The organism is Microbacterium esteraromaticum (assembly GCF_017303215.1).
Lineage (GTDB): Bacteria > Actinomycetota > Actinomycetes > Actinomycetales > Microbacteriaceae > Microbacterium > Microbacterium esteraromaticum_C.
The window spans coordinates 1,114,883-1,137,926 of sequence record NZ_JAEMWU010000001.1 but is presented as its reverse complement, the minus strand read 5'-3'; the positions used below and the strand labels follow the sequence as shown (position 1 = coordinate 1,137,926).

Sequence of the window (23,044 nt, the reverse complement as noted above, 5' to 3'; positions counted from 1 at the left end):
TTGCGTTGGAGCTTCGCGACTACATACGCATCCTGCACAAGAACTGGATCCTGATCCTGGCTTTGCTTGTGCTCGGACTCGCGGGGGGTGCCGGCTACGCCGCGCTGCAGGCGCCGAAGTATGTGGCATCCACCCAGCTGTACGTCTCGGTGCGCACTGAGGGTGCCGCTACCGGCGACCTCGTGCAGGGCACCACTTTCGCCCGGCAGATGGTCACCAGCTACGTCGATGTGATCAACACCGCGCTCGTGCTCGACCCGGTCATCGACGAGCTCGGGCTCGACACCACCGCCGGCAAGCTCGCCCCGCAGGTGTCGGCCTCGGCGCCCCTGAACACGGTACTCATCGATATCTCGGTCACCGACGGCGACCCGGAACAGGCCGCCGTCATCGCCAACGCCGTCGCCGGCAGCTTCACCGACGTCGTGCAGAACACCCTCGAACAGCCCGCATCAGAGGACGGTGCCAGCCCCGTGCTGGTGACAGTCACCGAACCGGCCGTCGCGCCCACCGCGGCAGCCAGCCCCAACGTGCGCATGCTGATCGCGCTGGGCGGTTTGCTCGGCCTGGCGTTCGGCATCGGCATCGCCATGCTGCGCACCGTACTCGACACGCGCATCCACACGCTGCACGACCTCGAAGAGATCACCGACCGCCCGATGCTCGGCGGTATCGCCTTCGACCCCGAAGCACAAAAGCGTCCGCTGATCGTGCACGCCGACCCGCGCAGCCCGCGCGCCGAGTCGTTCCGCAGCCTGCGCACCAACCTGCAGTTCCTCGATGTCGAGGGCGGCGGCCGCGTGTTCGTCGTCTCGAGCGCCGGCCCCGGCGAGGGCAAATCGACCACCACCGCCAACCTGGCGATCGCGCTGGCCGAGACCGGAGCACGGGTCGCACTCGTCGATGGCGACCTGCGCCTGCCCCGCATCGCCGACTACATGGGGCTCGAGGGCGGCGTCGGGCTCACCGACGTGCTGATCGGCCGCGTCGACGTCGCCGATGCCCTGCAGAAGTGGGGCAAGAACGAACTGTTCGTACTCACCAGCGGGCGTGTGCCCCCGAACCCCAGCGAGTTGCTCGGCTCGGCCGCAATGAACCAGGTGTTGCAGCCGCTCGGCGAGTACTTCGACTACGTGCTGATCGACGCACCGCCACTGCTACTGGTCACCGACGCCGCCGTGCTCGGCAAGAAGACCCGCGGTGTGATCCTCGTGGCCGCGTCAGGCAAGACCAAGAAGCAGGAACTCGCCGGCGCTGTGCGCACCCTCGCGACCGCCGGCGTCGACCTGCTCGGCACCATTGTCACGATGCTGCCCACCAAGGGGCCCGACAGCTACGGCTACGGCAGCTACACGTACGGCTCAACGCACACCACCGAGCAGGCCGAGCCTGAGCTGAGCCAGGCACAGGCCAAGCCCAAGCGCCGGACGACGGCGAAGGCCTGACAGCCCTCACGCGCCGGCGAGGATCCCCTCGCCGACCAGCTGATCCATCGTCGACTCCACGATCATGCGCGCGTCGCCGTGCGGAGGCTCCCCGAACTCGTCGGTGACAGCAGCGATGACGCCATCGAGGTCGTGGCCGGCGCGAAGCGCATCCCACACCACTGGGGCGATACCGTCGAGCACCTGCACGCGCCGACCGGTGAACAGCACGGCACGGTCGCCGAAACGCACAGCATCGAGCACGGGGGCCGCGGTGTACCTGCCGCCGAGCACCGTGCCCTGCGCGGCGGGAACCGCGTGCCACGTCGCACCCGCGCCGCGGTGGTCGAGCAGCCCCGGCAGCAGCGGAGCCACCGACTCGACATCCGAGTACCGCAGCCGCGTGAACCCGCCGATGCGATCGACCGTTGACGCGAGCGTCTGCAACGGCGCGGACAGGTCGGCCAGATAGCTCATCTGCGGCACGATCTCGGCGACCGCATCGCAGAAATCGACCGACTCGACAATAGGCGTCTCGACCGTGGCATCCCGATCAAGAATCGTGAGCGCCTCCAAACGCAGGCGAACGTCATCGGCACCTACCAGCCCGAACGCCCGGGGTGCGACCTGCTGCTTGGGCGCACCGCGGCGCACCACCGACAGCGGCTTGCGGTACGGCAGCACGCGCCCGCCTGGTTCGGCACCGACCGTCTCGTCCGAGACGTACCCGAAGTGCTGCCCGATCGCGCGAGCGAGGGTGGTCTTGCCGCGACCGGACGGGCCCACGAACGCCGCGACCCGGCCGCGCGCATCGGCGATCCCCGCCGCGTGGAACATCAGCAGCTCTCCGCGCCGCTGCCGCAATGCCGCGAGCGTCACCTCGACGCTGAGGCGCTCGGCCATGGCGTCCGCTTCGCGTTCGGCGGTGACCGGCACGAGGGCATCCGGTGCTCCGGGCGTACGCAGCGCCGCGTCGATCCATGCGCCGCGCACGGCCTCGACGGTCGCGGTGGGCACGTCGTCGTCGAAGGCCAGCCGCACTCGGGAGCCGAGAGCTGCGACATCGAACACGTTCGTCATGTGTGCGGCTCCCCCTTGCTCCCCCGATCGAGCACCCGCTCCGAACCTACTACAGCGGCGCGGCGGCTCTGCCGGGCGCGGCGGCGGCAGGGCAGGATGGGAGCATGACCGACGCTGAACGCCCCTCCCCCGCCCGGTGGCGACGCATCACCGGCAGCGCGTGGTTCCACCTGGCGCTGGCGTTCCTGGTGGTGGGCGCGTTGCTCTCGTTCGTCGCAAAACCGTACTGGGTACCGTCGGGGTCGATGGAGCAGACCCTGCTCGTCGGCGACCGCGTGCTCGTCAATCGACTCGCGTACGTCGGCGACGCGCACCCCAGCACCGGCGAGATCATCGTCTTCGACGCCGACGAGACCTGGGGTGCCGAGGCCCACCTCGACGAGGGTCCCGTCAAGAGCGCGCTGCGCTGGCTGGGCGAGGTGAGCGGATTCGGCCCGTCGGGTCCGCACACACTCGTCAAGCGGGTGATCGCTGGTCCCGGTCAGACCGTCGCGTGCTGCACCGCAGAGGGCGCAGTGATCGTCGACGGCGAGCCGCTGGACGAACCGTACGTGTTCGACGATCTCGCCTTCGAACCCGGCGTTCTTGACTGCACGACCACACCGGCGTCCCCCCGGTGCCTGCCTGAGGTCACGGTTCCCGAGGGGCGCTACCTCGTGCTCGGTGATCACCGCTCGCTGTCCGCCGACAGCGCCCAGCACTGTCGCAGAGACGCGGACAACGACAGCGGATGCTGGCTGTGGGCCCGCGACGAAGACATCGTCGGCCGAGCGAGCGCTATTCTGTGGCCGGCGTCGCGGTGGGGCGGTCTGTAAGAGTCAGCGATCGGATGCCCGCGACCGGCGCCGGCATCTGCAACGGCCCAGCCCCCGGTGTGATCGTGCCGAGGATGCGCGGTTGCGGCGCCCCGGTTCCGCCCGGTACGACCGCGGCGACGCCATTCATCGTGCACCAGCCGATCACGGCGAACAGGATCGCCTCTTTGGCATCCGCCGGCAGGCCCAGCGCGTCCGACAGCACGACATCGGTCTCGGGTAGCGCGGCGCGCAATCCGTCCATGATCAGCGGATTGTGACATCCGCCGCCCGACACCGCGAGGTAGTCGATCCCGGCCGCACGCACGTCCTGAGCCACCGTGCGCACCGTGAGCTCAGTGAGCGTGCGCACCACGTCTGCCACCGGGATGGAGCGCTGCTGCGCAGCCAGATGCTGCCGCACGTAGTCGAGGTGGAAGTGCTCCTTGCCCGTGCTCTTCGGCGGTGTCAGTGCGTAGTACGGGTCGTCGAGCATCGCGGCGAGCAGCGACTCGTCGATGCGACCGGAGCGGGCGATGCGCGCGTCATCGTCGTAGCCGAGACCGTTGAGCTCTTCGGCGACGATCATCGCGTCGATCAGGGCATTGGCGGGGCCGATGTCGTAGGCGCTCAGAGCGTTCGGGCCCACCACGGTCATGTTCGCGATGCCGCCGAGGTTGAGTGCCGCCGACGTGCCCGCGCGCGAGCGCAGCAGCAGATCATCGAGGAACGACACCAGCGGCGCGCCGTGACCTCCGGCGGTGATGTCGCGCACGCGCACATCCGAGACGACGGGGGCGCCGACCCGCTCGGCGATCCACGCGGGCTGCCCGATCTGCAGCGTGCCGAGCGCGTGCGCGCCCTGCACCCAGTGGTAGACGGTCTGCCCGTGCGAGCACACGGCATCCACCCCACCCGCGCTGTCTGCCACCTGAGCGGCGACCTCGGCGAACGCCTGCCCGATGAGCGTGTCGAGTTCGCACACCTCGGCCAAGGTCGTCGGTGCCGGGGGCAGCGCGTCGATCAAGCGTGCACGCAACGGCGCGCCGTACGGCACACTCGCAGCGGCGATCACCGTGCCGCGCAGATCGACCCTGCCCGTGGCATCCGCACCGCTCACCACGAGATCGACGACAGCCGCGTCGATGCCATCGTGCGAGGTGCCCGAGAGCAGTCCCAGAACGCGCATCAGCTCTGCCCCGCTTCGGCGGCGAGGGGCTGTGCAGGACGTTCGCCGTGCAGACTCTCGTAGATGTCGTCGACGAACCCGAAGATATCGTGCGAACCGACCACCGGCCCTCCGGCCAGCAGGCCGTCCAGGCCGAAGAGCACCGCGGTCGGCGTGGCGTTCTGCCCGATCGTCTGGCCCACGTATCGGTGCGGGTCGTGCAGCGAGGGCGACTCGCCCTTCTCGGTCCACGCCGAATCACCCGGCTCCTGGGTGAGCAGCAGACGAACGCTGACCTCGGGCAAAGTCGTGCGGATCACATCCAGACGCTCGTAGATGTCGACACACGAGCCGCATCCGGGGTTCACCTGCAGCGTCAGGAGCGGGCGGCCGGTCATGCTCAGCGTGCGCAGATCGGTCAGCTCGCCTCCGGCGAGCGTTACCGGAACGGCGGGAGTGCGCGAGCGGATGTAGTCGAGATCGTCATCGGATGCCGATGCGCCGGTCACCTCGGTCATCGGCTGTGCGCCGGTCGAGGTCTCTTCGGGTGCGGGCCACATCGTGATGGCAACCGTGATGGCGGCCGCAAGCAGGCCGAGCGCCCACAGCCAGCTGTCGCCACGCAGCGCCAGCAGCGGGCCGCCCCACGGCGGGTTCGCCCAGGTCGTCGCGGCGGCCATGACGGCGAGCGCCACGTACCAGGCGTTGCGCGTCACCGTCGCACCGGTAACGCGCTTGCGCGCGCCGAAGCAGGCGCAGCTCGCATCGGTGCCGCTGCGCACGATACGCGCGACGAAGACCAGATAACCCGCCATCAGCGCTACGGCGGCGAGGGCGGCGAGCTCGCCGAGCAGGCCGCCGAGCAACGCCAACGCCAGACCGAGCGCGATCTCACCCCACGGGTGCAGTCTGAGCAACCAGGTGCGCCGGAACACCGCCGGAACACCCAGGTCGGCCCATCCGGCGAGATCGTCGGGTCGACGGAGCTTGGCGACTCCGCTGGCGACCAGCACGGCGGCGAGCAGCAGTGGCGAAATGACGGTCAACGGTCCTGGCACAGCTTCATTCTCTCGCGAATGAGATCACACGGGCCGGCCACGCCTCACTTGCAGTTGGTGCTCGACGACATGTGCGCGCCGATCTCGGCCGGCGCCACGAGAATCCCGCAGGTGGACGTCACCCAGCGATAGTGGACGCGCATCGAGAACTCGTTGGCGCTGCCCATCTCGGAACCGACGAACCAGAGGTTGAGGCTCGCACCGGGGGCGAGCACGATGCTGCGGTATCCGTCGCATCCGACGACGTCGAGACGCGGGCCGCAACTGTGCTGGGTGCCGTGGTTGGCATAGATGCCTCCCAGCGGCGACCAGTTCGCCGGCGGAGCTCCGTGTCCGATCCACGACTTCTGGCCGAGTACCTGGAACTGCACGGTCATCGCGGTCGGATTGGTGATCGTGAACGGCACCTGGGGCGTCTTCCGCGCACCCGCGCAACCGCCTCCGCTGCCGGTCGTGGCGCAGCCGCTCGACCACGCGAAGACCGGCGGCGGCGGTTCGTTCACCGACGCGGCGGCGATCGGCACGGCGGCGGCAACGGCGACGGCGGGCACTGCCCACGCCATCGCCCTGGTCACGGTGCGACGGCTGACGCCGCCCGGCTCTACGTTCTCAGACATCGAGTTCCCCTCCGGATGATCCCTCGCCCCATCCCCCAGGATGATCGACAGGCGAACGCGACGAGATCCGGTGGGCTCGCGGCGCAGGCTGATGCTACCGCATACTCGACGCGCACCTACCACATCGCCCGTCGAGGGGTTAGACTCGGCCGAAGATCCCGTTTGGGGCGGGATCGTCGCTCGATGACTCGAACATCGAGGTTCATCTCTGCGGGGGCAGAGATGTGTGAAGTACGGATCCTCTGGGGAGGGGTCGTGGTTTTTTCTGGGGACTTCGCTCTGCGCGGCAAACCGCGCATAGCCACACCGTCGTTCGAAGCGCGCCCGGCTACCGTGCGGCCGGTCGAGGCGCCGACCCGCCGCAGCGCCGCCGCGGCAGCATCCACTGTCAGCTGGCAGCGCACGTACAGCCGCCGTCTGGCGTTCACCGACACGATCATCGTCATCGCCGCCGTGTTCGGCGCGCAGCAGCTGCGCTTCGGCGCCCCCGCCGGACTGCACATCCCCGGGCTCTCGGGCGACGGCTTCAATCTCGCCTACACATTCGTCTCGCTGATCGTCATCGTCGCCTGGCTGGCGACGCTGAAGCTGCTCGGCACGCGCTCTGTACAGCGGGTCGCCAGCGGCTGGGACGAGTACCGCCTGGTCGTCGACGCCAGCCTGCGCATGTTCGGTCTGTTCGCGATCGCGGCGTTCCTGCTGCGTGTCGACCTCGCCCGCGGCTACCTGCTGCTGGCCATGCCGGTCGGCCTGGTGGCCCTGGTCGTCAGCCGTTGGGTATGGCGCCAATGGCTCGGCAGAGAACGTGCACACGGCCGCTATCTCGCCCGCGCGATCGTCGTCGGCGAGCACGGCAACGCCCAGCATGTCGCGGGTGAGCTGGCCCGCGACCGCGCCGCCGGCATCGTCGTCTCGGGCGCAATCACCAACCGTGCCGACGACGAACTACTTCCCGGTGTGCCGCTGATCGGCGGACTCGACGACATCGTCGCCGCGGTCGAACGCTCGGGCGCCGACACCGTCGTGTACAGCGGTTCCGACCTGATCTCGCCCGCCAAACTGCGCCAGTTCGGCTGGGATCTTCAGTCGCACGGCATCGAGCTGGTGCTCGCGGCTGCGCTGACCGACGTCGCCGGACCCCGTTTGCATGCGCGGCCGGTCGCCGGTCTCTCGCTGCTGCACGTCGACTCCCCCGAGTTCACCGGCTCGCGCTACATCACCAAGCGCGCTTTCGACATCATCGCCGCGGGGCTCGGACTCATCGCGCTCAGCCCGCTGCTGCTGTTCATCGCCCTGCGCGTGCGCGCCGACGGCGGTCCCGCACTGTTCCGTCAGCAGCGCGTCGGCCTCGACGGTCGCACGTTCACGATGCTCAAGTTCCGGTCGATGGTGCCCGACGCTGAAGCACGCCTGCCCGAACTGCTCGCGCACAACGACGGCAATGGCGTGCTGTTCAAGATGCGCGACGACCCGCGCGTGACGCCGATCGGGCGCGTGCTGCGCCGCCTCAGCCTCGACGAGCTGCCCCAACTAATCAACGTGGTCCGTGGAGACATGTCGCTAGTCGGTCCACGCCCGCCGTTGCTGAGCGAGGTCAGCGACTACGAGAGCTGGGCCGAACGCCGTCTTCTCGTCAAGCCGGGCATCACTGGGCTGTGGCAGGTCAGCGGGCGCTCAGACCTGTCGTGGGAAGAGAGCCTGCGACTCGACCTGTACTACGTCGAGAACTGGTCGCTGGCCGGCGACCTGGTGATCATCTGGCGCACCGTGCGCGCCGTCGCCGAGCGCCGCGGTGCGTACTGAGCCCGCGGGCACCCCGCTACGATGATCGCGTGACCGCGAGGTCGCGCCATCACGGCGCGTACGCGCTCACTTCGATGGGGAGGGGACCTCGCATGAAGCTGTCTGTCATCGGATGCGGGTACCTGGGGGCGGTGCACGCCGCGGCAATGGCATCGATCGGCCACGACGTGATCGGCATTGACATCGACCCTCAGCGGGTCGACGCACTTTCCCGCGCCGAGGCACCATTCTTCGAACCGGGTCTGCCCGAACTGCTGCGTTCGGGGGTCGAAGCGGGCACACTCGAGTTCACGACCGACATATCGCGCGCCAGCGGAGCGAGTGTGCACTTCGTCGGTGTCGGCACCCCGCAGCAACTGAGCGGGCACGCCGCCGACCTCAGCGATGTGAACACAGCGTTCGAGTCACTGCTGCCGCACCTGCGGCCGGGCGACGTCGTGGCCGGCAAGTCGACTGTTCCGGTCGGCACGGCGGCGATGCTCGCTGAACGCGTGGCGACCACCGACGCGACGCTGGTGTGGAACCCCGAGTTTCTGCGCGAGGGGTGGGCGGTGCAAGACACCATCGACCCCGACCGCGTGGTCGTCGGTGTGCCCGATGGCGTCGACGGCGAGCGCGCCGCCGACGTGCTACGCCACGTGTTCCACCCGGCAGTCGCCAAGGGCACGCCGTTCATCGTCACCGACTACGCCACCGCCGAACTCGTCAAGGTCTCGGCCAACGCGTTTCTCGCCACCAAGATCTCGTTCATCAACGCGATGGCCGAGATCGCCGAGGTGACCGGCGCCGACGTCACCCTGCTGGCCGAGGCAATCGGACACGACAAGCGCATCGGCCGGCCGTTTCTCGGATCGGGCATCGGCTTTGGCGGCGGATGCCTACCCAAAGACATCCGGGCGTTCGCCGCACGCGCTGAAGAGCTCGGAAGGGGCGAGTCGGTGAATTTTCTGCGCGAGGTCGATGCCATCAACCTGCGCCGCCGCGACCGCGCCGTTCAGCTGGTCATCGACGGACTTGGCGGTAGCGTGCACGGTAAGAAGGTCACGATCCTCGGCGCAGCCTTCAAGCCGCACAGCGACGACGTACGTGACTCACCCGCCCTCGACGCCGCCGTGCGCCTGCACGGCCTGGGTGCCGAGGTGGTGGTCACCGATCCGCAAGCGCTGCAGAACGCCCGCCGACTGCATCCGCAACTCACGTACGTCGCCGACCGCGACACTGCCCTGCGCGACGCGGATGCCGTGCTGCTGGTGACCGAGTGGGACGTGTACCGCCGCGAGCTCTCACCCGAGCATGCGGCCTCTCTCACCCGGGGACGAGTAATGGTCGACGGACGCAACGCGTACGACTCCGTCGCGTGGCGTGCTGCCGGCTGGACCTACTTCGGAATGGGGCGGCCGTAGTGGCGGGCTTGCTCGTTCAGGAGTGGATCGAACAGTCCGGTGGCGCCGAGCGCGTGCTCGATGCGATGGCCCAGAACTTTCCGGATGCCGATCTGCTGTGTCTGTGGGATGACGCACCGGGACGGTTCCCAGGGCACGCCGTGCACGAGAGCTGGCTGGCGCACACTCCCCTGCGCGGACGCAAGGCGCTGGCGCTGCCGCTCATGCCGGCGACGTGGCGTACCTTGCGCACAGGACGCGACTACGACTGGATGCTGATCAGCTCGTACGTCTTCGCGCACCACGCTCACTTTCCCGGACGCGACGTACCGAAGTTCGTCTATGCGCACACTCCGGCGCGGTACATCTGGGCGCCCGAGCTGGATGAACGCGGCGCCCGCCCGGCTGTGCGCGCCGTGGCCCCGCTGTTCCAGCGCCTGGATCGGGCGCGCGCGAAAGAGCCGCTGGCGATCGCCGCCAACAGTCGTTTCGTTCGCGACCGCGTGCGCCAAGTGTGGGATCGTGACGCGACCGTCATCCATCCCCCAGTCACCGTCGACCGCTTGCTCGCACAGGGTGACTGGCAAGAGGCCGTGACCGACGACGACGAGCAGCGCGTGCGCGATGCCCTGCCCGACACATACATACTCGGCGTCTCGCGCTTCACCCCTTACAAGCGCCTTGACCTGGTGATCCAGGCCGGCGAACGTGCGGGGCTGCCCGTCGTGATCGCGGGCAGCGGCCCGGATGAGCCGCGTCTGCGCGCTCTCGCCGCAGAGGCGAACGTGCCGGTCGCGTTCGTGATTTTCCCGTCGGATGCCCTGCTGTACACGCTCATGCAGCGCGCCGCGGTGTTCGTCTTCCCCGCCGTAGAGGACTTCGGCATCGTTCCCGTCGAGGCACAGGCAGTTGGCACCCCGGTGGTGACCGGCCCGGTCGGAGGACAGCTCGAGACGTTCACAGCCGACGTCAGCGGAGTCGTCGCGTCCTCGACGGATCCCGGCGATTTGGCATCCGCCATCACCGCGGCCATCGCACTGCCGTCGTTCGACGCTGCGGCGGCGACCGCCGGGTTCAGCGAAGCGGTCTTCGCCGAAAAGATCCGCGCGTTCGTCGGCGAGGCCTGAGGCTCGTCTCGGGCTTCACTCCGTGCCACGATGAACGTATGAAGGGGATCATTCTCGCTGGCGGCTCGGGAACCCGTCTGCATCCGGTCACGCTCGGCGTCTCGAAGCAGCTGGTGCCGATATACGACAAACCGATGGTCTACTACCCCCTGTCGACGCTGATGTTGGCGGGTATCGACGACATCCTGGTGATCACGACGCCGCATGACGCGACACATTTCGAGCGTCTGCTCGGCGACGGCTCACAGTTCGGCATCCGCCTGTCGTTCGCACAACAACCTTCGCCCGATGGCCTCGCGCAAGCCTTCACGATCGGGGCCGACTTCATCGGCGACGATTCGGTCGCCCTCGTGCTCGGCGACAATCTGCTCTACGGCCCCGGCCTCGGCACCCAGCTGGCCCGGTTCCGCGATATCGACGGCGGTGCCGTCTTCGCGTACTGGGTCGCCGAACCGCAGGCCTACGGCGTGATCGAGTTCGACGGCGACGGCCACGCCGTCTCGCTCGAGGAGAAGCCGGTCGTGCCGAAGAGCAACTACGCGGTGCCGGGCTTGTATTTCTACGACAACGATGTGGTCGAGATCGCCCGGTCACTGCAGCCGAGCGCCCGTGGTGAGTACGAGATCACGGATGTGAACCGCGAGTACCTGCGACGCGGCAAGCTGCACGTCGAGGTGCTCCCGCGCGGAACGGCGTGGCTCGATACCGGCACGTTCGACCAGATGACCGATGCCGCCGACTACGTGCGCACCATCGAACGCCGCACGGGCATGAAGATCGGTGCGCCCGAAGAGGTCGCCTGGCGGCAGGGGCTCCTCTCAGACGACCAGCTGCGCGAGCGTGCCGAGAACCTGGTCAGGTCGGGATACGGCACCTATCTGCTGCAGTTGCTCGAGAGGGGCGCGCGGTGAGGATGCTCGTGACCGGCGGGGCCGGGTTCATCGGATCGAACTTCGTGCACCATGTTGTGGCGCACACCGACCACCACGTCACCGTGCTCGACAAGCTGACGTATGCGGGCAACCGTGCGTCGCTGGCGGGGCTGCCCGATGACCGTGTCACGTTCGTGCGCGGTGACATCGCGGACGCCGAGTTAGTGGACGGGTTGGTCGCGGGGGCGGATGCTGTCGTGCACTATGCCGCCGAGTCGCACAACGACAATTCGCTGGCCGATCCGCGGCCGTTCCTCGATACCAATATCGTCGGCACGTACACACTGCTCGAAGCGGTGCGCCGGCACGATGTGCGGTTCCATCACATCTCGACCGATGAGGTGTACGGCGATCTCGAACTCGACGACCCCGAGCGGTTCACCGACACGACCCCGTACAACCCATCGTCGCCGTACTCGTCAACGAAGGCGGCATCCGATTTGTTGGTGCGGGCGTGGGTGCGTTCGTTCGGGGTGCGTGCGACGATCAGCAACTGTTCGAACAACTACGGGCCGTATCAGCACGTCGAGAAGTTCATCCCCCGACAGATCACAAACGTGATCCGTGGCATCCGCCCCAAGCTCTACGGTGCCGGACACAACGTGCGGGACTGGATTCACGCCGATGATCATTCGTCGGCGGTGCTGGCGGTGCTCGATCGGGGGCGCATCGGCGAGACCTACCTGATCGGCGCCGACGGCGAGAAAGAAAACAAGTCGGTGATCGAGCTGATCCTCACGCAGATGGGGCAGAGCCCCGACGCGTACGACCACGTCACCGACCGGGCCGGGCACGACCTGCGCTACGCGATCGATGCGTCGAAGCTGCGTGACGAGCTCGGCTGGACGCCCCAGTACGGCGACTTCGAGGCGGGGCTCGCGGCGACCATCGACTGGTACCGCGGCAACGAAGCATGGTGGGCGCCGGCGAAGGACGCGACCGAGGCGTTCTATACGGAGCGGGGGCAGTGATGCCGATGCGTTTCGTCTCGCTGCGCTCGCTCAACGACCGGGAGGCGGGGGCCGCTGATGGTGCTCACTGAGACGAGGATTCCGGGGCTGGTGCTGGTCGACCTGCCGCTGCACGGCGATAACCGCGGATGGTTCAAAGAGAACTGGCAGCGCGAGAAGATGATCGCCGCGGGGCTGCCCGACTTCGGACCGGTGCAAAACAACATCTCGTTCAACGATGCGGTCGGCACCACCCGAGGAATCCATGCCGAGCCGTGGGACAAATTCGTCTCGCTCGCCACCGGTCGCATCTTCGGCGCCTGGGTCGACCTGCGCGAAGGCCCCACCTTCGGTGCCGTGTTCACCGCCGAACTCGACCCGTCACGGGCGATCTTCGTGCCCCGCGGAGTCGGCAATGCCTACCAGACACTTGAACCCGGAACCGCGTACACGTACCTGGTCAACGATCACTGGTCGGCCGAGAACACCGACTACGCCTTTCTGAACCTCGCCGATGAGACCGCCGCGATCGACTGGCCGATCCCGCTCGACCAGGTCGAGATCTCTGCCAAAGACAAGCAACACCCGCGTCTGCAGGATGTCACCCCGATCACCCCGCGCAAGATCCTGATCACCGGCGCCGATGGCCAGGTCGGTCGGGCGCTGCGCGCAGAGTTCGGTGGCGCCGCGCACATCGAGTACGCCGGCCGTGAGCAGCTGGACCTCACCGACCCCGAGCTGGGTACGGCACGCCGGTGGCGGGACTACGGGGCCATCATCAATGCGGCCGCCTACACCGCCGTCGACCGCGCCGAGACAACCGAGGGGCGCGTAGCGGCCTGGCAGATCAACGCCGCGGCCCCCGCACGTCTCGCCGCGATCGCCGCCGAGTACGGGCTCACTCTCATTCACGTCTCTAGCGACTATGTCTTCGACGGAACGCAGGAGGGCGCGTACACCGAGGGCAGCGCGCTGTCGCCCATGAGCGCTTACGGTCAGAGCAAGGCTGCCGGCGACCTCGCGGTAGCCACCGCACCCCGGCACTACATCGTGCGCACCTCGTGGGTGATCGGCGACGGCGACAACTTCGTGCGCACCATGGCGTCACTGGCCGACCGCGGCATCGACCCCAGGGTTGTGAACGATCAGACCGGGCGACTCACCTTCGCCGACGACATAGCCCGGGGCATCCGCCATCTGCTCGGCACGGTGGCGCCGTACGGCACGTACAACCTCACCGGCGGCGGCGAACCGCAGACGTGGGCCGACATCGCCCGCGACGTCTACCGCCTCACCGGCCACGACCCGGCGCGCGTGAGCCCGGTCAGCACCGACGAGTACTACGCCAACGCCACCGACCGGATCGCCCCGCGCCCCCGCAACAGCGTGCTCGAGCTCCGCAAAATCGAGGCGACCGGCTTCGTGCCCGCAGACAGCGCAAGCCGCCTCACCGAATACCTGCGCTGACGCTCAGCGGCCGGTCAGCAGGTGTCGCGGTGGTCCTTCGACGCGAGCGATCGCGAGCAGCACAGACGCGATCCCGATCAGGATCGTGATGCTATCGACGGACATGTACACCCTTTCATTGTGCCCCAGCGTCCGCCGCTCCACTCGCGGCTCAGGGCGCTCCCATGCAGCATCCATAGGCTGAGTCGCATGCCGTCTGGACGTCTTCCGTTCCTCGCGATCGTCGCGCGCGTCATGCTCGTGCCCTACGGCGTCGCGCTCGCGCTGATCGTGTGGTTGCCGGCGACGGCGGCCTCAAAGGTCACCGGCATCGTCTACCGGCTCGCGCAGTTCGTCAGTTCCCGGTTAGACGTGTCGATGATGACGACCTACACGCTGTTCGAGTTCCTGGCGAACATCGCCCTGTTCGTGCCGCTCGGATTGTTGCTGGTCGCGGCCTTCCCCCGAAACAGCGCATGGGTGGTCCTTCTGCTGGGTTACGCCACGAGTGCGACGATCGAACTGGTGCAGACCGTGATGCCCAGCCGCCACCCGACCCTGTCTGACCTCATCGCGAACACACTCGGCACAGCGATCGGATGCCTCGTCGCCCGCCTGTTCGTGCGGCGCCATCCACCGCGTGCGCGCCGCGTGCCGCCGCTACGCGAATCCGTCGACGCCTAGGCTGAGCAGATGTCAGAACACGTCGAGCGGATGACAGCGGGCTCGGCGCCGCGCCCTCTGACGCGCCGTGATCGCCGTCGCATGCAAGAGGGAGCCCTCGTCCGCATCCTGACGGTGTGCACGGGCAATGTCTGCCGTTCCCCCGTCGCCGCGACCGTATTGGCCGCGCGGCTGGCCGATCTTCCGGTCGTGGTGCACAGCGCCGGCACGCACGCCCCGGTCGGGCAGAGCATCACACCGCAGTCCGGGCGCATCGCCGCCCGTGCCGGAGCAGACGACGACGCCATCGCGAGTCATCGCGCGCGGTACCTCGTCGAACCGATGATCGCCGAGGCCGATCTCGTCCTGGGCATGACCGCCGAGCACCGAGACGCGGCGGTGCATCTGATGCCACGCAAGCAGCGGCACGTACTGGCGGTGCGCGAGTTCGCCGCACTGAGCGCGACGTTGACCGATGACCAGATCGCCGCGACCGCCCACGCGGCGGGCCCGATTCCCGCGCAGCGCGTCGCCGCTGCCGTCGCGGCGGTGACGCGGTCGCGCACGCTGTCGGAGGCGCAGGACGTTATCGACCCTTATCGGCAGTCGGATGCCGTCTACGAGCAGATGGCGAACGAACTGCTCCCCGCGATCGATGAGGTCGCCCGGGTGATCCGCGCGGCTCTGCGGGGGTAGCGTCGGCGCGATCAGCCGTGGTCGTCGACCACAAGCGCGCCACGGCGCACGAGATCGGTGACGAACGCATCGACATGCCCGGCGATATCTTCGGGGCGCTGCCCGGTAGCATCCGCCACGTACGCCACCGCGTCATCGATCTGCGAATCGCACACGGTCTGCCAAATCAGCGCCGAGACTCCGTCGAGCACCAGGATCGGCCCATCGGGCAGCGGCGCCACGTAGACGACGCCATCATCGTCGATCACCGCGCACTGATCGCTGGGGCGTACACGCTTCATCGCCGGCCTCGCAGTCCGCGGCCGATCATGCTCGCCGTCTCGCGGAACCCGCGTGCCGCACGGTGGAAGAACTCCACGACCACCTGGCGCCGGGTCGGCGCATGGCCGAGCCTGCGGCTGAGTCGGTCGGTGTTCACCAAGGGTGCCTGAACTGCGACGCGCAGACGCCCACCGATCGTCGGCTGTGCGCGCACGCGCGCCCACCATTCGACGACGCGTGGCCCGCCCTGCGCCGTCACCTTCCACAACAGGTACTCGCGGTGGTCGCGGTAGCCGTCAAGATCTCCCGAGGCCGCGGCGAACGCGACGTCGGCGTTTAGCTCCTCGACGAGCCCGCGCACACGTGCGCGCGCGTCGTCGTCGAGTTCGTGCCAGACCGGGGGCATCCCGCTCTTTCCGCGCGCTGCGTTGAGCACCAGGATCATGGCCTGCGCATCGATGCCGGGGGCCCAATAGGTTCTGCCGGCGGATGCCCGCGGCGAGCGCTGCGCCCACAGCAGGTCGAACGCGTGCTGATCGGCGAGCCCGATGCCGGGAAACCGGCGATGCAGGTCGAAGTAGCCCCAGGTGTCGTGCAGATAGGTCTGCGCGTGCTCGAACGACGAACCGAACCGGAACGTGCTGTAGACGCGCCATCCGTGCGCGAGCAGCGTGTCGTGCATCGCACGGATCCGGCGCGGGTCGACCAGTGCGTCGACGTCGGTTCCGTACCGCGGTACGGCACGCAGGGCGGGGTCGATCGCGTCGCCCTTGATATGCAGCATCCGCGCCCCGGCTTCCTCGGCCAGCGCCTGCACCGCGGCGCGGGCGAGGCGCAGTCGGATGCTGGCGGGCACCGCACCTGCACGGCGCTCGGCAGCCGCCTCCGGCGCGGGTTCGATCACGCCGTCAGCCTAGACGATCACGGGGTGCGAGCCACCACGGGCTGAGCGTCGGGCACCTGGAGCGCGGCGAGCGATGCGCCGACCGTGCGCATGCTCGGCGCCGTGCTGCGGGCGGCACGTCCTGTTGCTGTGTGGCGGTCGGCAGCCGCCAGAGTAATCACGTCGCGGTAGACGCCCGCGTGAATCGCGGCGATCTCGGCATCACCGAGCAGACCCGGGGTGCGCACGGCGGTGGCACTCAAACGCTGTCGCAGCACGGGGTCGTCAGCGAGACGACGCAGTGCGTCAGCCAGGGCACCTGTGTCGCGCGGCGCGGCCCGCAGGCCGTTGTGCTCGTGCCGCACCCATTCGGTCGGCCCGCCCTCGTCGGCGACGACGACCGCGGTGCCGGCTGCCAGGCACTGCAACACGTTCTGCCCCATCGGCTCGGCGCGCAGCGAGTACTGCACGGCGACATCCCACGTCGCCAGCAAGGGGGCGATGTCGTGCACGTGTCCCAGCAGATTGACCCGATCGGCGATGCCCAGCTCCTCGGCATGCATACGGAGCTCGTCGGCGAACTCGGCGTGTTCGAACAGCGCCGCGCCGGCCAGGTCGAGCTGCGCGTCACCGTCGGGGAACGCCTGCGCGAACGCATCGAGCAGCGCGAGCTGCCCCTTCCATGGGTCGAGGCGGGCCAGCATCCCGATGCGCAGCGGACCGTCGCCGCGCACGTGCTGCTGCAGGCGGCCGAGGCCCGACGGGCTGGGGATGACCGCGACGACGGCGTCGTCGTGCAGGAACTCACGCGCCGTGTCGAGCGTGCCTCGCGAGTTGGCGACCACGCCGTTGGCGCGCGGCAGCACCAAACGCGTCATGATGCGGTACCCGACCGACCCCAGTGCCTCGGGCGAGATGTGATCACGCAGGTGCACGACGAACGGACGCCGGGTGCCCAGCACCGCGAGCGCGCCGTAGGCGGCCGAACGGGTGGAGTTGGCGACGACGAGGTCGCTGTGACGGACGGCCGGATGCCAGCGGGTGATGGCGGCCTGCACCATCAGCCGTGTGCCGAGTCCGAGCGCGCGCAGCGCACCACTACGGCTGGCTCCGGAGAGCTGGCGCACGCCACCGGTCGAGGTGCTGACCCCGACGAAGACGTTCTCTTCTTCTTCGGCGGGGATGAGCAGGCTCGGCTCCCAGTCGGGCTTGGTGTCGAGCAGTCGCTTGAGCGCCAGCTCTGCGCCGCCGGCTGCGGTCGTGTGCGCGAGGTGCACGATGTGCGGGCTCGCGGAACGTGAGAGTCCCATCCCCAGAATTCCCCAGCAATCCCCAGATCACGGCTCCCCAGCCGTGCTTCCTGTCCCCAGAACAGATGTCATCCCCCGACGACATCTGCATGCAGTCCGCGCCCACAGGAAGAAGAAGCGCAGTCTATTGTGGTGCTTAGCCTACAGGGGAGTCGGGTTGCGCGTACTGAGAATTTCTCACAGCGCCACGGTGGGGCCGTGGCGCACGCGGGAGCGAACACTGGCTCGCCGCGGAGAGGACATCCGGCTGGTCACTGCCCGAAAATGGCATGCCGGTGGGGTGCCGGTGTCACTTGATACCGATGCCGAGCAGTGGGTGCTGCCGGCTCGCACGTTCGGCAGGCACCCTGCATTGTTCCTCTACTCCCCCCTCGCGCTGTGGCGTGCGCTGGGTGGCGACTGGGATGTGATCGACCTCCACGAGGAGCCATTCGCCGTCGTGACCGCCGAGGTGCTGCTGCTTCGTTGGCTGCGCCGCCAACCGGCACCTTACGTGCTCTACTCCGCACAGAACATCGCCAAGCGCTACCCGGTGCCGTTCCGGTGGTTCGAGCGGGCCGCGCTGCGCGGCGCGGCGGGACTATCGGTGTGCAACAGCGCGGCCGGTGAGATCTGCGTCGCGAAGGGGTTCCCCGGGGCGCCGACGCTGATCCCGCTCGGGGTGGATGCCTCGACGGATGCCGAGGCGGGCGCTCCTGAGGATGCCAGCGTGGACGCCGATCGCGGGCATCCGCATGCCGGCGGCCCAGTTGTGGTCGGATTCGTCGGGCGTCTCGTCGAAGAGAAGGGCGTGCAGGTGCTGCTCGAGGCGGTATCCGAGCAGCCGCGGCTGCGAGCGCGCCTGGCCGGCAGCGGGCCGCTGGCCACCGAGATCACGTCGCGGGCTGAGGTGTTGGGCGTCGCCGATCGCGTCGAGCTCGTCGGCGCCGTGGCCCCCGAGCGGATGGGTGAGTTCTACGCGTCGCTCGACGTGCTCGCCGTCCCGTCAGTGCCGACCGCGCGCTGGACCGAGCAGTTCGGCCGCGTGGCCGTCGAGGCGATGGCGACCGGTGTTCCGGTGGTGTCCAGCGACGCGGGTGCCCTGCCCGACGTGGTCGGTGGGGCGGGGCTCGTCGTGCCGCACGGTGACCCGACCGCACTCGCAGGAGCTCTGCTGCGGGCGGCCGGTTCCGAACGCGACGCATTGCGCGCGACGGGCTTCACGCGCGCCGCGGAGTGTTCGTGGGATGCCGTCACAGACCAGTACCAGCGGCTCTACCGCGCGGCGGCCAGAACGTCGACGGATGCCGGCCACCGCGAGCTGCGGATCGTCGTGGTCGCCTACGGCGGGCCCGAGATGCTGCGGCGCGCGCTCGAACCGGTCAGCGGACTACCTGTGACGGTCGTCGACAATTCGTCGATGCCCGAGATCCGCGAGCTGTGCGCCGACCTCGGCGTGCGCTACATCGATCCTGGTGCGAACCTCGGCTTCGGTGCGGCCGTGAACCTCGCACTGCGCGAACCGGGCCACGCGGACGCCGATGTGCTGCTGCTGAACCCCGACGCGGTCATCGGCGCCGACGACGTGCAGCTCCTGCACCAGCGGCTGCGCGCGGGTCCGACGCTCGCGAGCGTCGGACCGGCGCAGGTCGACGAGAGCGGCAAGTCCGCGCGGGTGCGGTGGCCCTTCCCGTCGCCGTTCGGGTCGTGGGTGGATGCCCTCGGACTCGGGCGGATGCGCTCGGACCGCCACGGATTCGTCATCGGTTCGGTGCTACTGCTGCGCGCCGAGGCGCTCGCGCAGGTCGGCGGGCTCGATGAGCGGTTCTTCCTGTACGCCGAGGAGACCGACTGGGCGTACCGGGCACACCTGCTCGGTTGGCGACACGGTGTCGTCGAAGAGGTGCAGGCGATGCACGTGGGAGCGGGCACGAGCTCGGATCCGCGCCGCCGGGATGCGATGTTCTTCGCCTCGCAGGAACGTTATCTGCGCAAGCACTTCGGCGCCGGTGGGTGGGCATCCGCTCGCCTGGCCGCGTGGTGGGGGGCATCCGTTCGTGCGCTCGTGTTGCGCGGCGAGCGCGGTGCCGCCGCGCGACGTCGCGCCGCGCTGTACCGCCTCGGCCCGGTGCGCGTCGAGGCGCGCTTCCGAAAGGAGGCGTGATGCACATCGTGCAGATCATCCCCGTGATCGGATCGGGGTCCGGCGTCGCCGGCAGCGCGAACCAACTGGGCGCGCACCTGCGCGAACTCGGGCACACGGTCGAATCGTTCACCGCCGACGACGCGCGCGGGCATGCGCGCAAACGGTTCCGTTCATTGTTCCTGCACCGCCTCTCACGCGTCTGGTACGCCATCGACTTCTCGATCGCCGGCACGCGCAAGGCCAAGCGATTCCTCGCCGAGCGGCCCGGCGCGGTCTCGATCTGCCACAACGCGGTGATGACCGGCGATCTCTACGTCAACCACGGGGTGGTGATGGCGGCGATGCGCGCCCGCGGCGACACCGTGTGGCGGATGCTGCGCAATCCCCTGCATACCTTCACGTTCGTGCGTGATCGCCTGCGCTACCGAGGGCACGCGCACCGTGGCATCGTCGCGCTCACCGACCGCGAGGTCGACGTGCTGCGCGACGTGTACGGCCGGGTCGCGCCCCCGGTGACCGTGATTCCCCATGGCGTCGACCTCGACCGTTTCGCTCCCCCGACGTTCGAGCAGCGGGCGCAGGCGCGTGCCGCGTTGAACCTCGACGACGAGCACCGCGTGGCGCTGTTCATCGGGCACGAGCTCGACCGCAAGGGCGTGCCCATCGCGATCGACGCGCTCGTGCACGCGCCCACCGTGCTGCTGCTGATCGTCGGCGGGTATGCATCGGCCATCGAGCGGATGCGCAAGCGCGCCGAGGCAGCCGGCGTCGCCGATCGAGTGCTGTTCGTAGGGCCGCGATCCGACCTGCCGGCCTACTTCGCGGCATCCGACATGTTCGTCTTCCCGAGCGTCTACGAGTCGTACGGTTTGGTGATCACCGAGGCACTCGCTAGCGGTGTGCCGGTGATCTCGGCGCCGGTGGGGTGCGCGCCCGATGTGATCGCGGACGGCGAGAACGGCTACCTGGTCGAGCGCTCGGCGGCGGCCTTCGCCGACGCCATGGAGCGCATCGCCGCGACGGACGTCGCGGACTGGCACGAGGCCTGCCGGGCGAGCGTCGAGCACCTGTCGTGGCGGGCCACGGCCGAGCAGTACGTCACGCTACTCGAACGTGTGGCGCCCGAGCGTGCCGGGCGGGCTGCCTCATGACGCCTCTGCGGATTCTGCACGTGATCGTCTCGGACCGGTTCGCAGGGGTCGAGCAGTTCGTACGTCGCCTGGCGATCGTGCAGGCCACCGACGGGCACGACGTGTTCGTCGCCGGTGGTGCGTCCGATGCGCTGGCCGGTCCCCTGCGCGACGCGGGCGTACGGTTCGTGCCGGTGACGAGCATCCGCGCGGCGGTGAAAGCGATCCGCTCGATCGACGTCGACGTCGTCAACTCGCATATGACCGCCGCCGACATCGCAGCGGCGACAAGTCGCCTTGGCGGTCCGCGACAGGCTGCGTTGGTGTCGACGCGGCACTTTGCACTGCGTCGCGGAACCCGCGGACCGGGGCTGCCGTATCGCGTGGTGGAGCGGATGCTGGATGCCGAGATCGCGATCAGCCGCGCCGTCGCCGACTCGATCCACGTGCCGTCGACAGTCGTGCACTCCGGGGTGGATCCGGTAGAACTCTCCGGCCTCGAACGCACGCGAACGGTGCTGATGGCGCAGCGACTGCAGCCCGAGAAGCAGACCGCGCTGGGCATCCGAGCATTCGCGGCGTCGGGGGTCGCCGCCGATGGGTGGACGTTGCAGATCGCGGGTATCGGGGCGCAGGAGGCCGAGTTGCGCGCGCTCGTCGCCGAGCTGGACATTGCGGACGCCGTCGATTTTCTCGGCTTTCGAGACGATCTGCCGCACCTGATGCAGACGTCGGGAATGCTCGTGGCGACGACGCCGAACGAGGGACTCGGGCTGACCGTCATCGAGGCGATGGCGTCGGGACTACCGGTTGTCGCGAGCGCGGCGGGAGGGCACCTCGACACGATCGGAGGCGTCGAGGGTGGCGCGCTGTTCGCTGCCGCAGACGTCGACGGGGCGGCTTTACGGTTGCGGGAGTTGGCATCAGACGCGCAGCGGCGCGACGAACTGGGCGCCGCACAACGAGCCGTGCAACGCAGCAGGTTCACGTTGCGCGCGCAGGCTGATCAGACCGAGGCGGTCTACCGCGCCGCAATCGCGGGAGAACGTCGATGACCGATCTTGTCGTGGTGTCACTCGAGGCGTGGGACGACGTCTGGCGGCGCAATCAGTACCTGGTGTCGGGGCTGCTCGCGCGTGACCCCGAGCTGCGCGTGCTGTTCGTCGAGCCATCGGATGACCCGCTGCACGCCGTGCGCGGCGGGTCACGGCCCTCGTTCGGGCACGCGCCGCGTGAGGTGATGGAGCGGCTGTGGACGTTCCGTCCGGTCAAGCCCCTGCCCCGACGGGTGGATCGTGCGGCGGATGCCCGGATCGCTCGGGCCGTGATTCGTGCGGCGCAGCGACTCGGTATGAGTCAGCCGCTGCTGTGGATCAACGATCCGGGCGCTGCCGCCGTTGCGCAGCTGACCGACTGGCCGACGCTGTACGACATGACTGACGACTGGGTGGTCGCCGATCGTCCGGATGCCGAGCGCGCACGGTTGGTCGGTGGCGAAGAGTGGTTGTTGCAGCACGCGGCAAGCGTGGTTGCCTGCTCGCCGGAGTTGGTGCGCCGCAAGAGCGGCCAGCGTGATGACATCGTGCTGGTGCGCAACGCGGTCGATGTGGAGCGCTACCGGGTGCCGATGGAACGGCCGGCTGATCTGCCCGCAGGACGCACCGCGGTGTACGTCGGGACTCTGCACCGCGACCGGTTGGATGTGGAGCTGTGTGTCGAGACCGCCCGAGCGCTGGGCGCGGAGGGCACACTGGTGCTCGTCGGACCGAACGCCCTGGGCGTCGAAGACACCGCAGCCTTGCAGAGGAACGGCGTCGTGGTGCTCGGGGCCAAGCCTCGCGATGCGGTGCCGGCGTATCTGCAACACGCCGACGTGCTCGTTGTGCCGCACGTGGTGACCGACTTCACCGAGAGCCTCGACCCGATCAAGCTCTATGAGTATCAGGCCGTCGGCAAGCCGGTCGTGTCGACGCCGGTCGCGGGGTTCCGAGACGCACCGAACGTTGTCGTCGGCAATGCGTCGTCGTCGTTCTCCGGTGAGGTCGCCGACCTCCTTGCTCGCCTCGCGGCGGACTCCCTTGAAGCCATGGCCTCAACCGATGCCCTGGCTTCGGCGGGCTGGACGGATCGGGTGGATCAGCTCCGCGAAGTCTTCGAGAAACTCATCACGCCGACGTCCGACCGGCGGTAGCTCC

General features: G+C 68.8%; 21 protein-coding genes. 14 read left to right on the top strand and 7 right to left on the bottom strand.

Annotated features, from left to right (window positions below):
* Positions 1 to 5: 5 nt before the first annotated feature.
* Positions 6 to 1,445, top strand: a complete 1,440-nt coding sequence (locus tag JF543_RS05175) for a polysaccharide biosynthesis tyrosine autokinase (RefSeq protein WP_206822956.1) — start codon at positions 6 to 8, stop codon at positions 1,443 to 1,445.
* A gap of 6 nt (positions 1,446 to 1,451) precedes the next feature.
* Here JF543_RS05175 and JF543_RS05170 read toward each other — a convergent pair whose 3' ends face one another.
* Complete coding sequence (locus JF543_RS05170; RefSeq protein ID WP_206822952.1) at positions 1,452 to 2,504, bottom strand: hypothetical protein; 1,053 nt, start codon at positions 2,502 to 2,504, stop codon at positions 1,452 to 1,454.
* A gap of 104 nt (positions 2,505 to 2,608) precedes the next feature.
* On the opposite strand from JF543_RS05170, the gene lepB reads away from it, so the two are divergent.
* Positions 2,609 to 3,319, top strand: coding sequence for a signal peptidase I (lepB, locus tag JF543_RS05165; RefSeq protein ID WP_206822951.1), 711 nt, complete (start codon positions 2,609 to 2,611; stop codon positions 3,317 to 3,319).
* On the opposite strand, the gene JF543_RS05160 is transcribed toward lepB, so the two are convergent.
* The 3 genes from JF543_RS05160 to JF543_RS05150 are packed head-to-tail and all read right to left on the bottom strand — an operon-like array spanning position 3,282 to position 6,141.
* Positions 3,282 to 4,487, bottom strand: a complete 1,206-nt coding sequence (locus JF543_RS05160) for an anhydro-N-acetylmuramic acid kinase (RefSeq protein WP_206822947.1) — start codon at positions 4,485 to 4,487, stop codon at positions 3,282 to 3,284. The genes lepB and JF543_RS05160 overlap by 38 nt on opposite strands.
* On the bottom strand, positions 4,487 to 5,524 hold the full coding sequence (locus JF543_RS05155; protein WP_206822946.1) for a MauE/DoxX family redox-associated membrane protein: 1,038 nt from the start codon (positions 5,522 to 5,524) through the stop codon (positions 4,487 to 4,489). The genes JF543_RS05160 and JF543_RS05155 overlap by 1 nt, the downstream gene beginning before the upstream one ends.
* A gap of 44 nt (positions 5,525 to 5,568) precedes the next feature.
* Entirely contained in the window at positions 5,569 to 6,141 is a 573-nt protein-coding gene (locus JF543_RS05150; protein WP_206820943.1) for a hypothetical protein, read from the bottom strand.
* Positions 6,142 to 6,396: 255 nt separating this feature from the next.
* Between JF543_RS05150 and JF543_RS05145 the strand changes: the two genes are divergently transcribed.
* The 8 genes from JF543_RS05145 to JF543_RS05110 all read left to right on the top strand — a co-directional run bounded on the left by JF543_RS05145 (position 6,397) and on the right by JF543_RS05110 (position 15,140).
* Positions 6,397 to 7,944 carry a sugar transferase gene (locus JF543_RS05145; RefSeq protein WP_347401099.1) on the top strand — a complete coding sequence of 516 codons (1,548 nt, stop codon included), beginning with the start codon at positions 6,397 to 6,399 and terminating at the stop codon, positions 7,942 to 7,944.
* A gap of 92 nt (positions 7,945 to 8,036) precedes the next feature.
* The gene (locus JF543_RS05140; protein ID WP_179411634.1) at positions 8,037 to 9,347 is read left to right on the top strand and encodes a UDP-glucose dehydrogenase family protein; all 1,311 of its coding nucleotides are present in this window, start codon (positions 8,037 to 8,039) and stop codon (positions 9,345 to 9,347) included.
* Positions 9,347 to 10,453, top strand: a complete 1,107-nt coding sequence (locus tag JF543_RS05135) for a glycosyltransferase (RefSeq protein WP_206822940.1) — start codon at positions 9,347 to 9,349, stop codon at positions 10,451 to 10,453. Before JF543_RS05140 ends, JF543_RS05135 begins: the two co-directional genes overlap by 1 nt.
* Positions 10,454 to 10,491: 38 nt before the next feature.
* Complete coding sequence (rfbA, locus tag JF543_RS05130; RefSeq protein WP_206822938.1) at positions 10,492 to 11,364, top strand: glucose-1-phosphate thymidylyltransferase RfbA; 873 nt, start codon at positions 10,492 to 10,494, stop codon at positions 11,362 to 11,364.
* Positions 11,365 to 11,366: 2 nt separating this feature from the next.
* Entirely contained in the window at positions 11,367 to 12,356 is a 990-nt protein-coding gene (gene rfbB, locus JF543_RS05125) for a dTDP-glucose 4,6-dehydratase (protein ID WP_206824238.1), read from the top strand.
* Between the two features lie 57 nt (positions 12,357 to 12,413).
* Complete coding sequence (locus tag JF543_RS05120) at positions 12,414 to 13,802, top strand: sugar nucleotide-binding protein (RefSeq protein WP_206822935.1); 1,389 nt, start codon at positions 12,414 to 12,416, stop codon at positions 13,800 to 13,802.
* Positions 13,803 to 13,991: 189 nt separating this feature from the next.
* Positions 13,992 to 14,465 (top strand): VanZ family protein, encoded by a 474-nt coding sequence (locus tag JF543_RS05115; RefSeq protein WP_206822933.1) that lies wholly within the window; start codon positions 13,992 to 13,994, stop codon positions 14,463 to 14,465.
* Positions 14,466 to 14,474: 9 nt separating this feature from the next.
* Positions 14,475 to 15,140 carry a low molecular weight phosphatase family protein gene (locus tag JF543_RS05110; RefSeq protein ID WP_206822931.1) on the top strand — a complete coding sequence of 222 codons (666 nt, stop codon included), beginning with the start codon at positions 14,475 to 14,477 and terminating at the stop codon, positions 15,138 to 15,140.
* 11 nt (positions 15,141 to 15,151) lie between these two features.
* On the opposite strand, the gene JF543_RS05105 is transcribed toward JF543_RS05110, so the two are convergent.
* Genes JF543_RS05105 through JF543_RS05095 form a run of 3 tightly spaced genes read right to left on the bottom strand, consistent with a single transcriptional unit; the run spans position 15,152 to position 17,594 of the window.
* Positions 15,152 to 15,388, bottom strand: coding sequence for a PqqD family peptide modification chaperone (locus JF543_RS05105; protein ID WP_206822927.1), 237 nt, complete (start codon positions 15,386 to 15,388; stop codon positions 15,152 to 15,154).
* A gap of 29 nt (positions 15,389 to 15,417) precedes the next feature.
* Positions 15,418 to 16,305 carry a hypothetical protein gene (locus JF543_RS05100; RefSeq protein ID WP_206822926.1) on the bottom strand — a complete coding sequence of 296 codons (888 nt, stop codon included), beginning with the start codon at positions 16,303 to 16,305 and terminating at the stop codon, positions 15,418 to 15,420.
* Positions 16,306 to 16,322: 17 nt separating this feature from the next.
* Positions 16,323 to 17,594 (bottom strand): glycosyltransferase family 4 protein, encoded by a 1,272-nt coding sequence (locus tag JF543_RS05095; protein ID WP_206822924.1) that lies wholly within the window; start codon positions 17,592 to 17,594, stop codon positions 16,323 to 16,325.
* 286 nt (positions 17,595 to 17,880) lie between these two features.
* Here JF543_RS05095 and JF543_RS05090 point away from each other — a divergent pair, with 286 nt between their 5' ends.
* From JF543_RS05090 to JF543_RS05075, 4 genes are read left to right on the top strand one after another with little or no spacing between them, the layout of a single operon-like run.
* Positions 17,881 to 19,737 carry a glycosyltransferase gene (locus JF543_RS05090; RefSeq protein ID WP_347401098.1) on the top strand — a complete coding sequence of 619 codons (1,857 nt, stop codon included), beginning with the start codon at positions 17,881 to 17,883 and terminating at the stop codon, positions 19,735 to 19,737.
* Entirely contained in the window at positions 19,737 to 20,870 is a 1,134-nt protein-coding gene (locus JF543_RS05085) for a glycosyltransferase family 4 protein (RefSeq protein WP_206822922.1), read from the top strand. The genes JF543_RS05090 and JF543_RS05085 overlap by 1 nt, the downstream gene beginning before the upstream one ends.
* Positions 20,867 to 21,904: a glycosyltransferase family 4 protein gene (locus JF543_RS05080; protein ID WP_206822916.1), complete on the top strand. Its 1,038-nt coding sequence runs from the start codon at positions 20,867 to 20,869 to the stop codon at positions 21,902 to 21,904. Before JF543_RS05085 ends, JF543_RS05080 begins: the two co-directional genes overlap by 4 nt.
* Positions 21,901 to 23,040: a glycosyltransferase gene (locus JF543_RS05075; RefSeq protein ID WP_179411644.1), complete on the top strand. Its 1,140-nt coding sequence runs from the start codon at positions 21,901 to 21,903 to the stop codon at positions 23,038 to 23,040. The genes JF543_RS05080 and JF543_RS05075 overlap by 4 nt, the downstream gene beginning before the upstream one ends.
* The last annotated feature ends 4 nt before the right edge of the window (positions 23,041 to 23,044 follow it).

What these genes read in the sequence shown, in the direction of transcription:
- JF543_RS05170 (WP_206822952.1), bottom strand. Translation starts at nt 2,504, where the DNA reads ATGACGAACGTGTTCGATGTCGCAGCTCTCGGCTCCCGAGTGCGGCTG.
- lepB (WP_206822951.1), top strand. Translation starts at nt 2,609, where the DNA reads ATGACCGACGCTGAACGCCCCTCCCCCGCCCGGTGGCGACGCATCACC.
- JF543_RS05160 (WP_206822947.1), bottom strand. Translation starts at nt 4,487, where the DNA reads ATGCGCGTTCTGGGACTGCTCTCGGGCACCTCGCACGATGGCATCGAC.
- JF543_RS05150 (WP_206820943.1), bottom strand. Translation starts at nt 6,141, where the DNA reads ATGTCTGAGAACGTAGAGCCGGGCGGCGTCAGCCGTCGCACCGTGACC.
- JF543_RS05140 (WP_179411634.1), top strand. Translation starts at nt 8,037, where the DNA reads ATGAAGCTGTCTGTCATCGGATGCGGGTACCTGGGGGCGGTGCACGCC.
- rfbA (WP_206822938.1), top strand. Translation starts at nt 10,492, where the DNA reads ATGAAGGGGATCATTCTCGCTGGCGGCTCGGGAACCCGTCTGCATCCG.
- rfbB (WP_206824238.1), top strand. Translation starts at nt 11,367, where the DNA reads ATGCTCGTGACCGGCGGGGCCGGGTTCATCGGATCGAACTTCGTGCAC.
- JF543_RS05120 (WP_206822935.1), top strand. Translation starts at nt 12,414, where the DNA reads ATGGTGCTCACTGAGACGAGGATTCCGGGGCTGGTGCTGGTCGACCTG.
- JF543_RS05115 (WP_206822933.1), top strand. Translation starts at nt 13,992, where the DNA reads ATGCCGTCTGGACGTCTTCCGTTCCTCGCGATCGTCGCGCGCGTCATG.
- JF543_RS05110 (WP_206822931.1), top strand. Translation starts at nt 14,475, where the DNA reads ATGTCAGAACACGTCGAGCGGATGACAGCGGGCTCGGCGCCGCGCCCT.
- JF543_RS05095 (WP_206822924.1), bottom strand. Translation starts at nt 17,594, where the DNA reads ATGGGACTCTCACGTTCCGCGAGCCCGCACATCGTGCACCTCGCGCAC.
- JF543_RS05085 (WP_206822922.1), top strand. Translation starts at nt 19,737, where the DNA reads ATGCACATCGTGCAGATCATCCCCGTGATCGGATCGGGGTCCGGCGTC.
- JF543_RS05080 (WP_206822916.1), top strand. Translation starts at nt 20,867, where the DNA reads ATGACGCCTCTGCGGATTCTGCACGTGATCGTCTCGGACCGGTTCGCA.
- JF543_RS05075 (WP_179411644.1), top strand. Translation starts at nt 21,901, where the DNA reads ATGACCGATCTTGTCGTGGTGTCACTCGAGGCGTGGGACGACGTCTGG.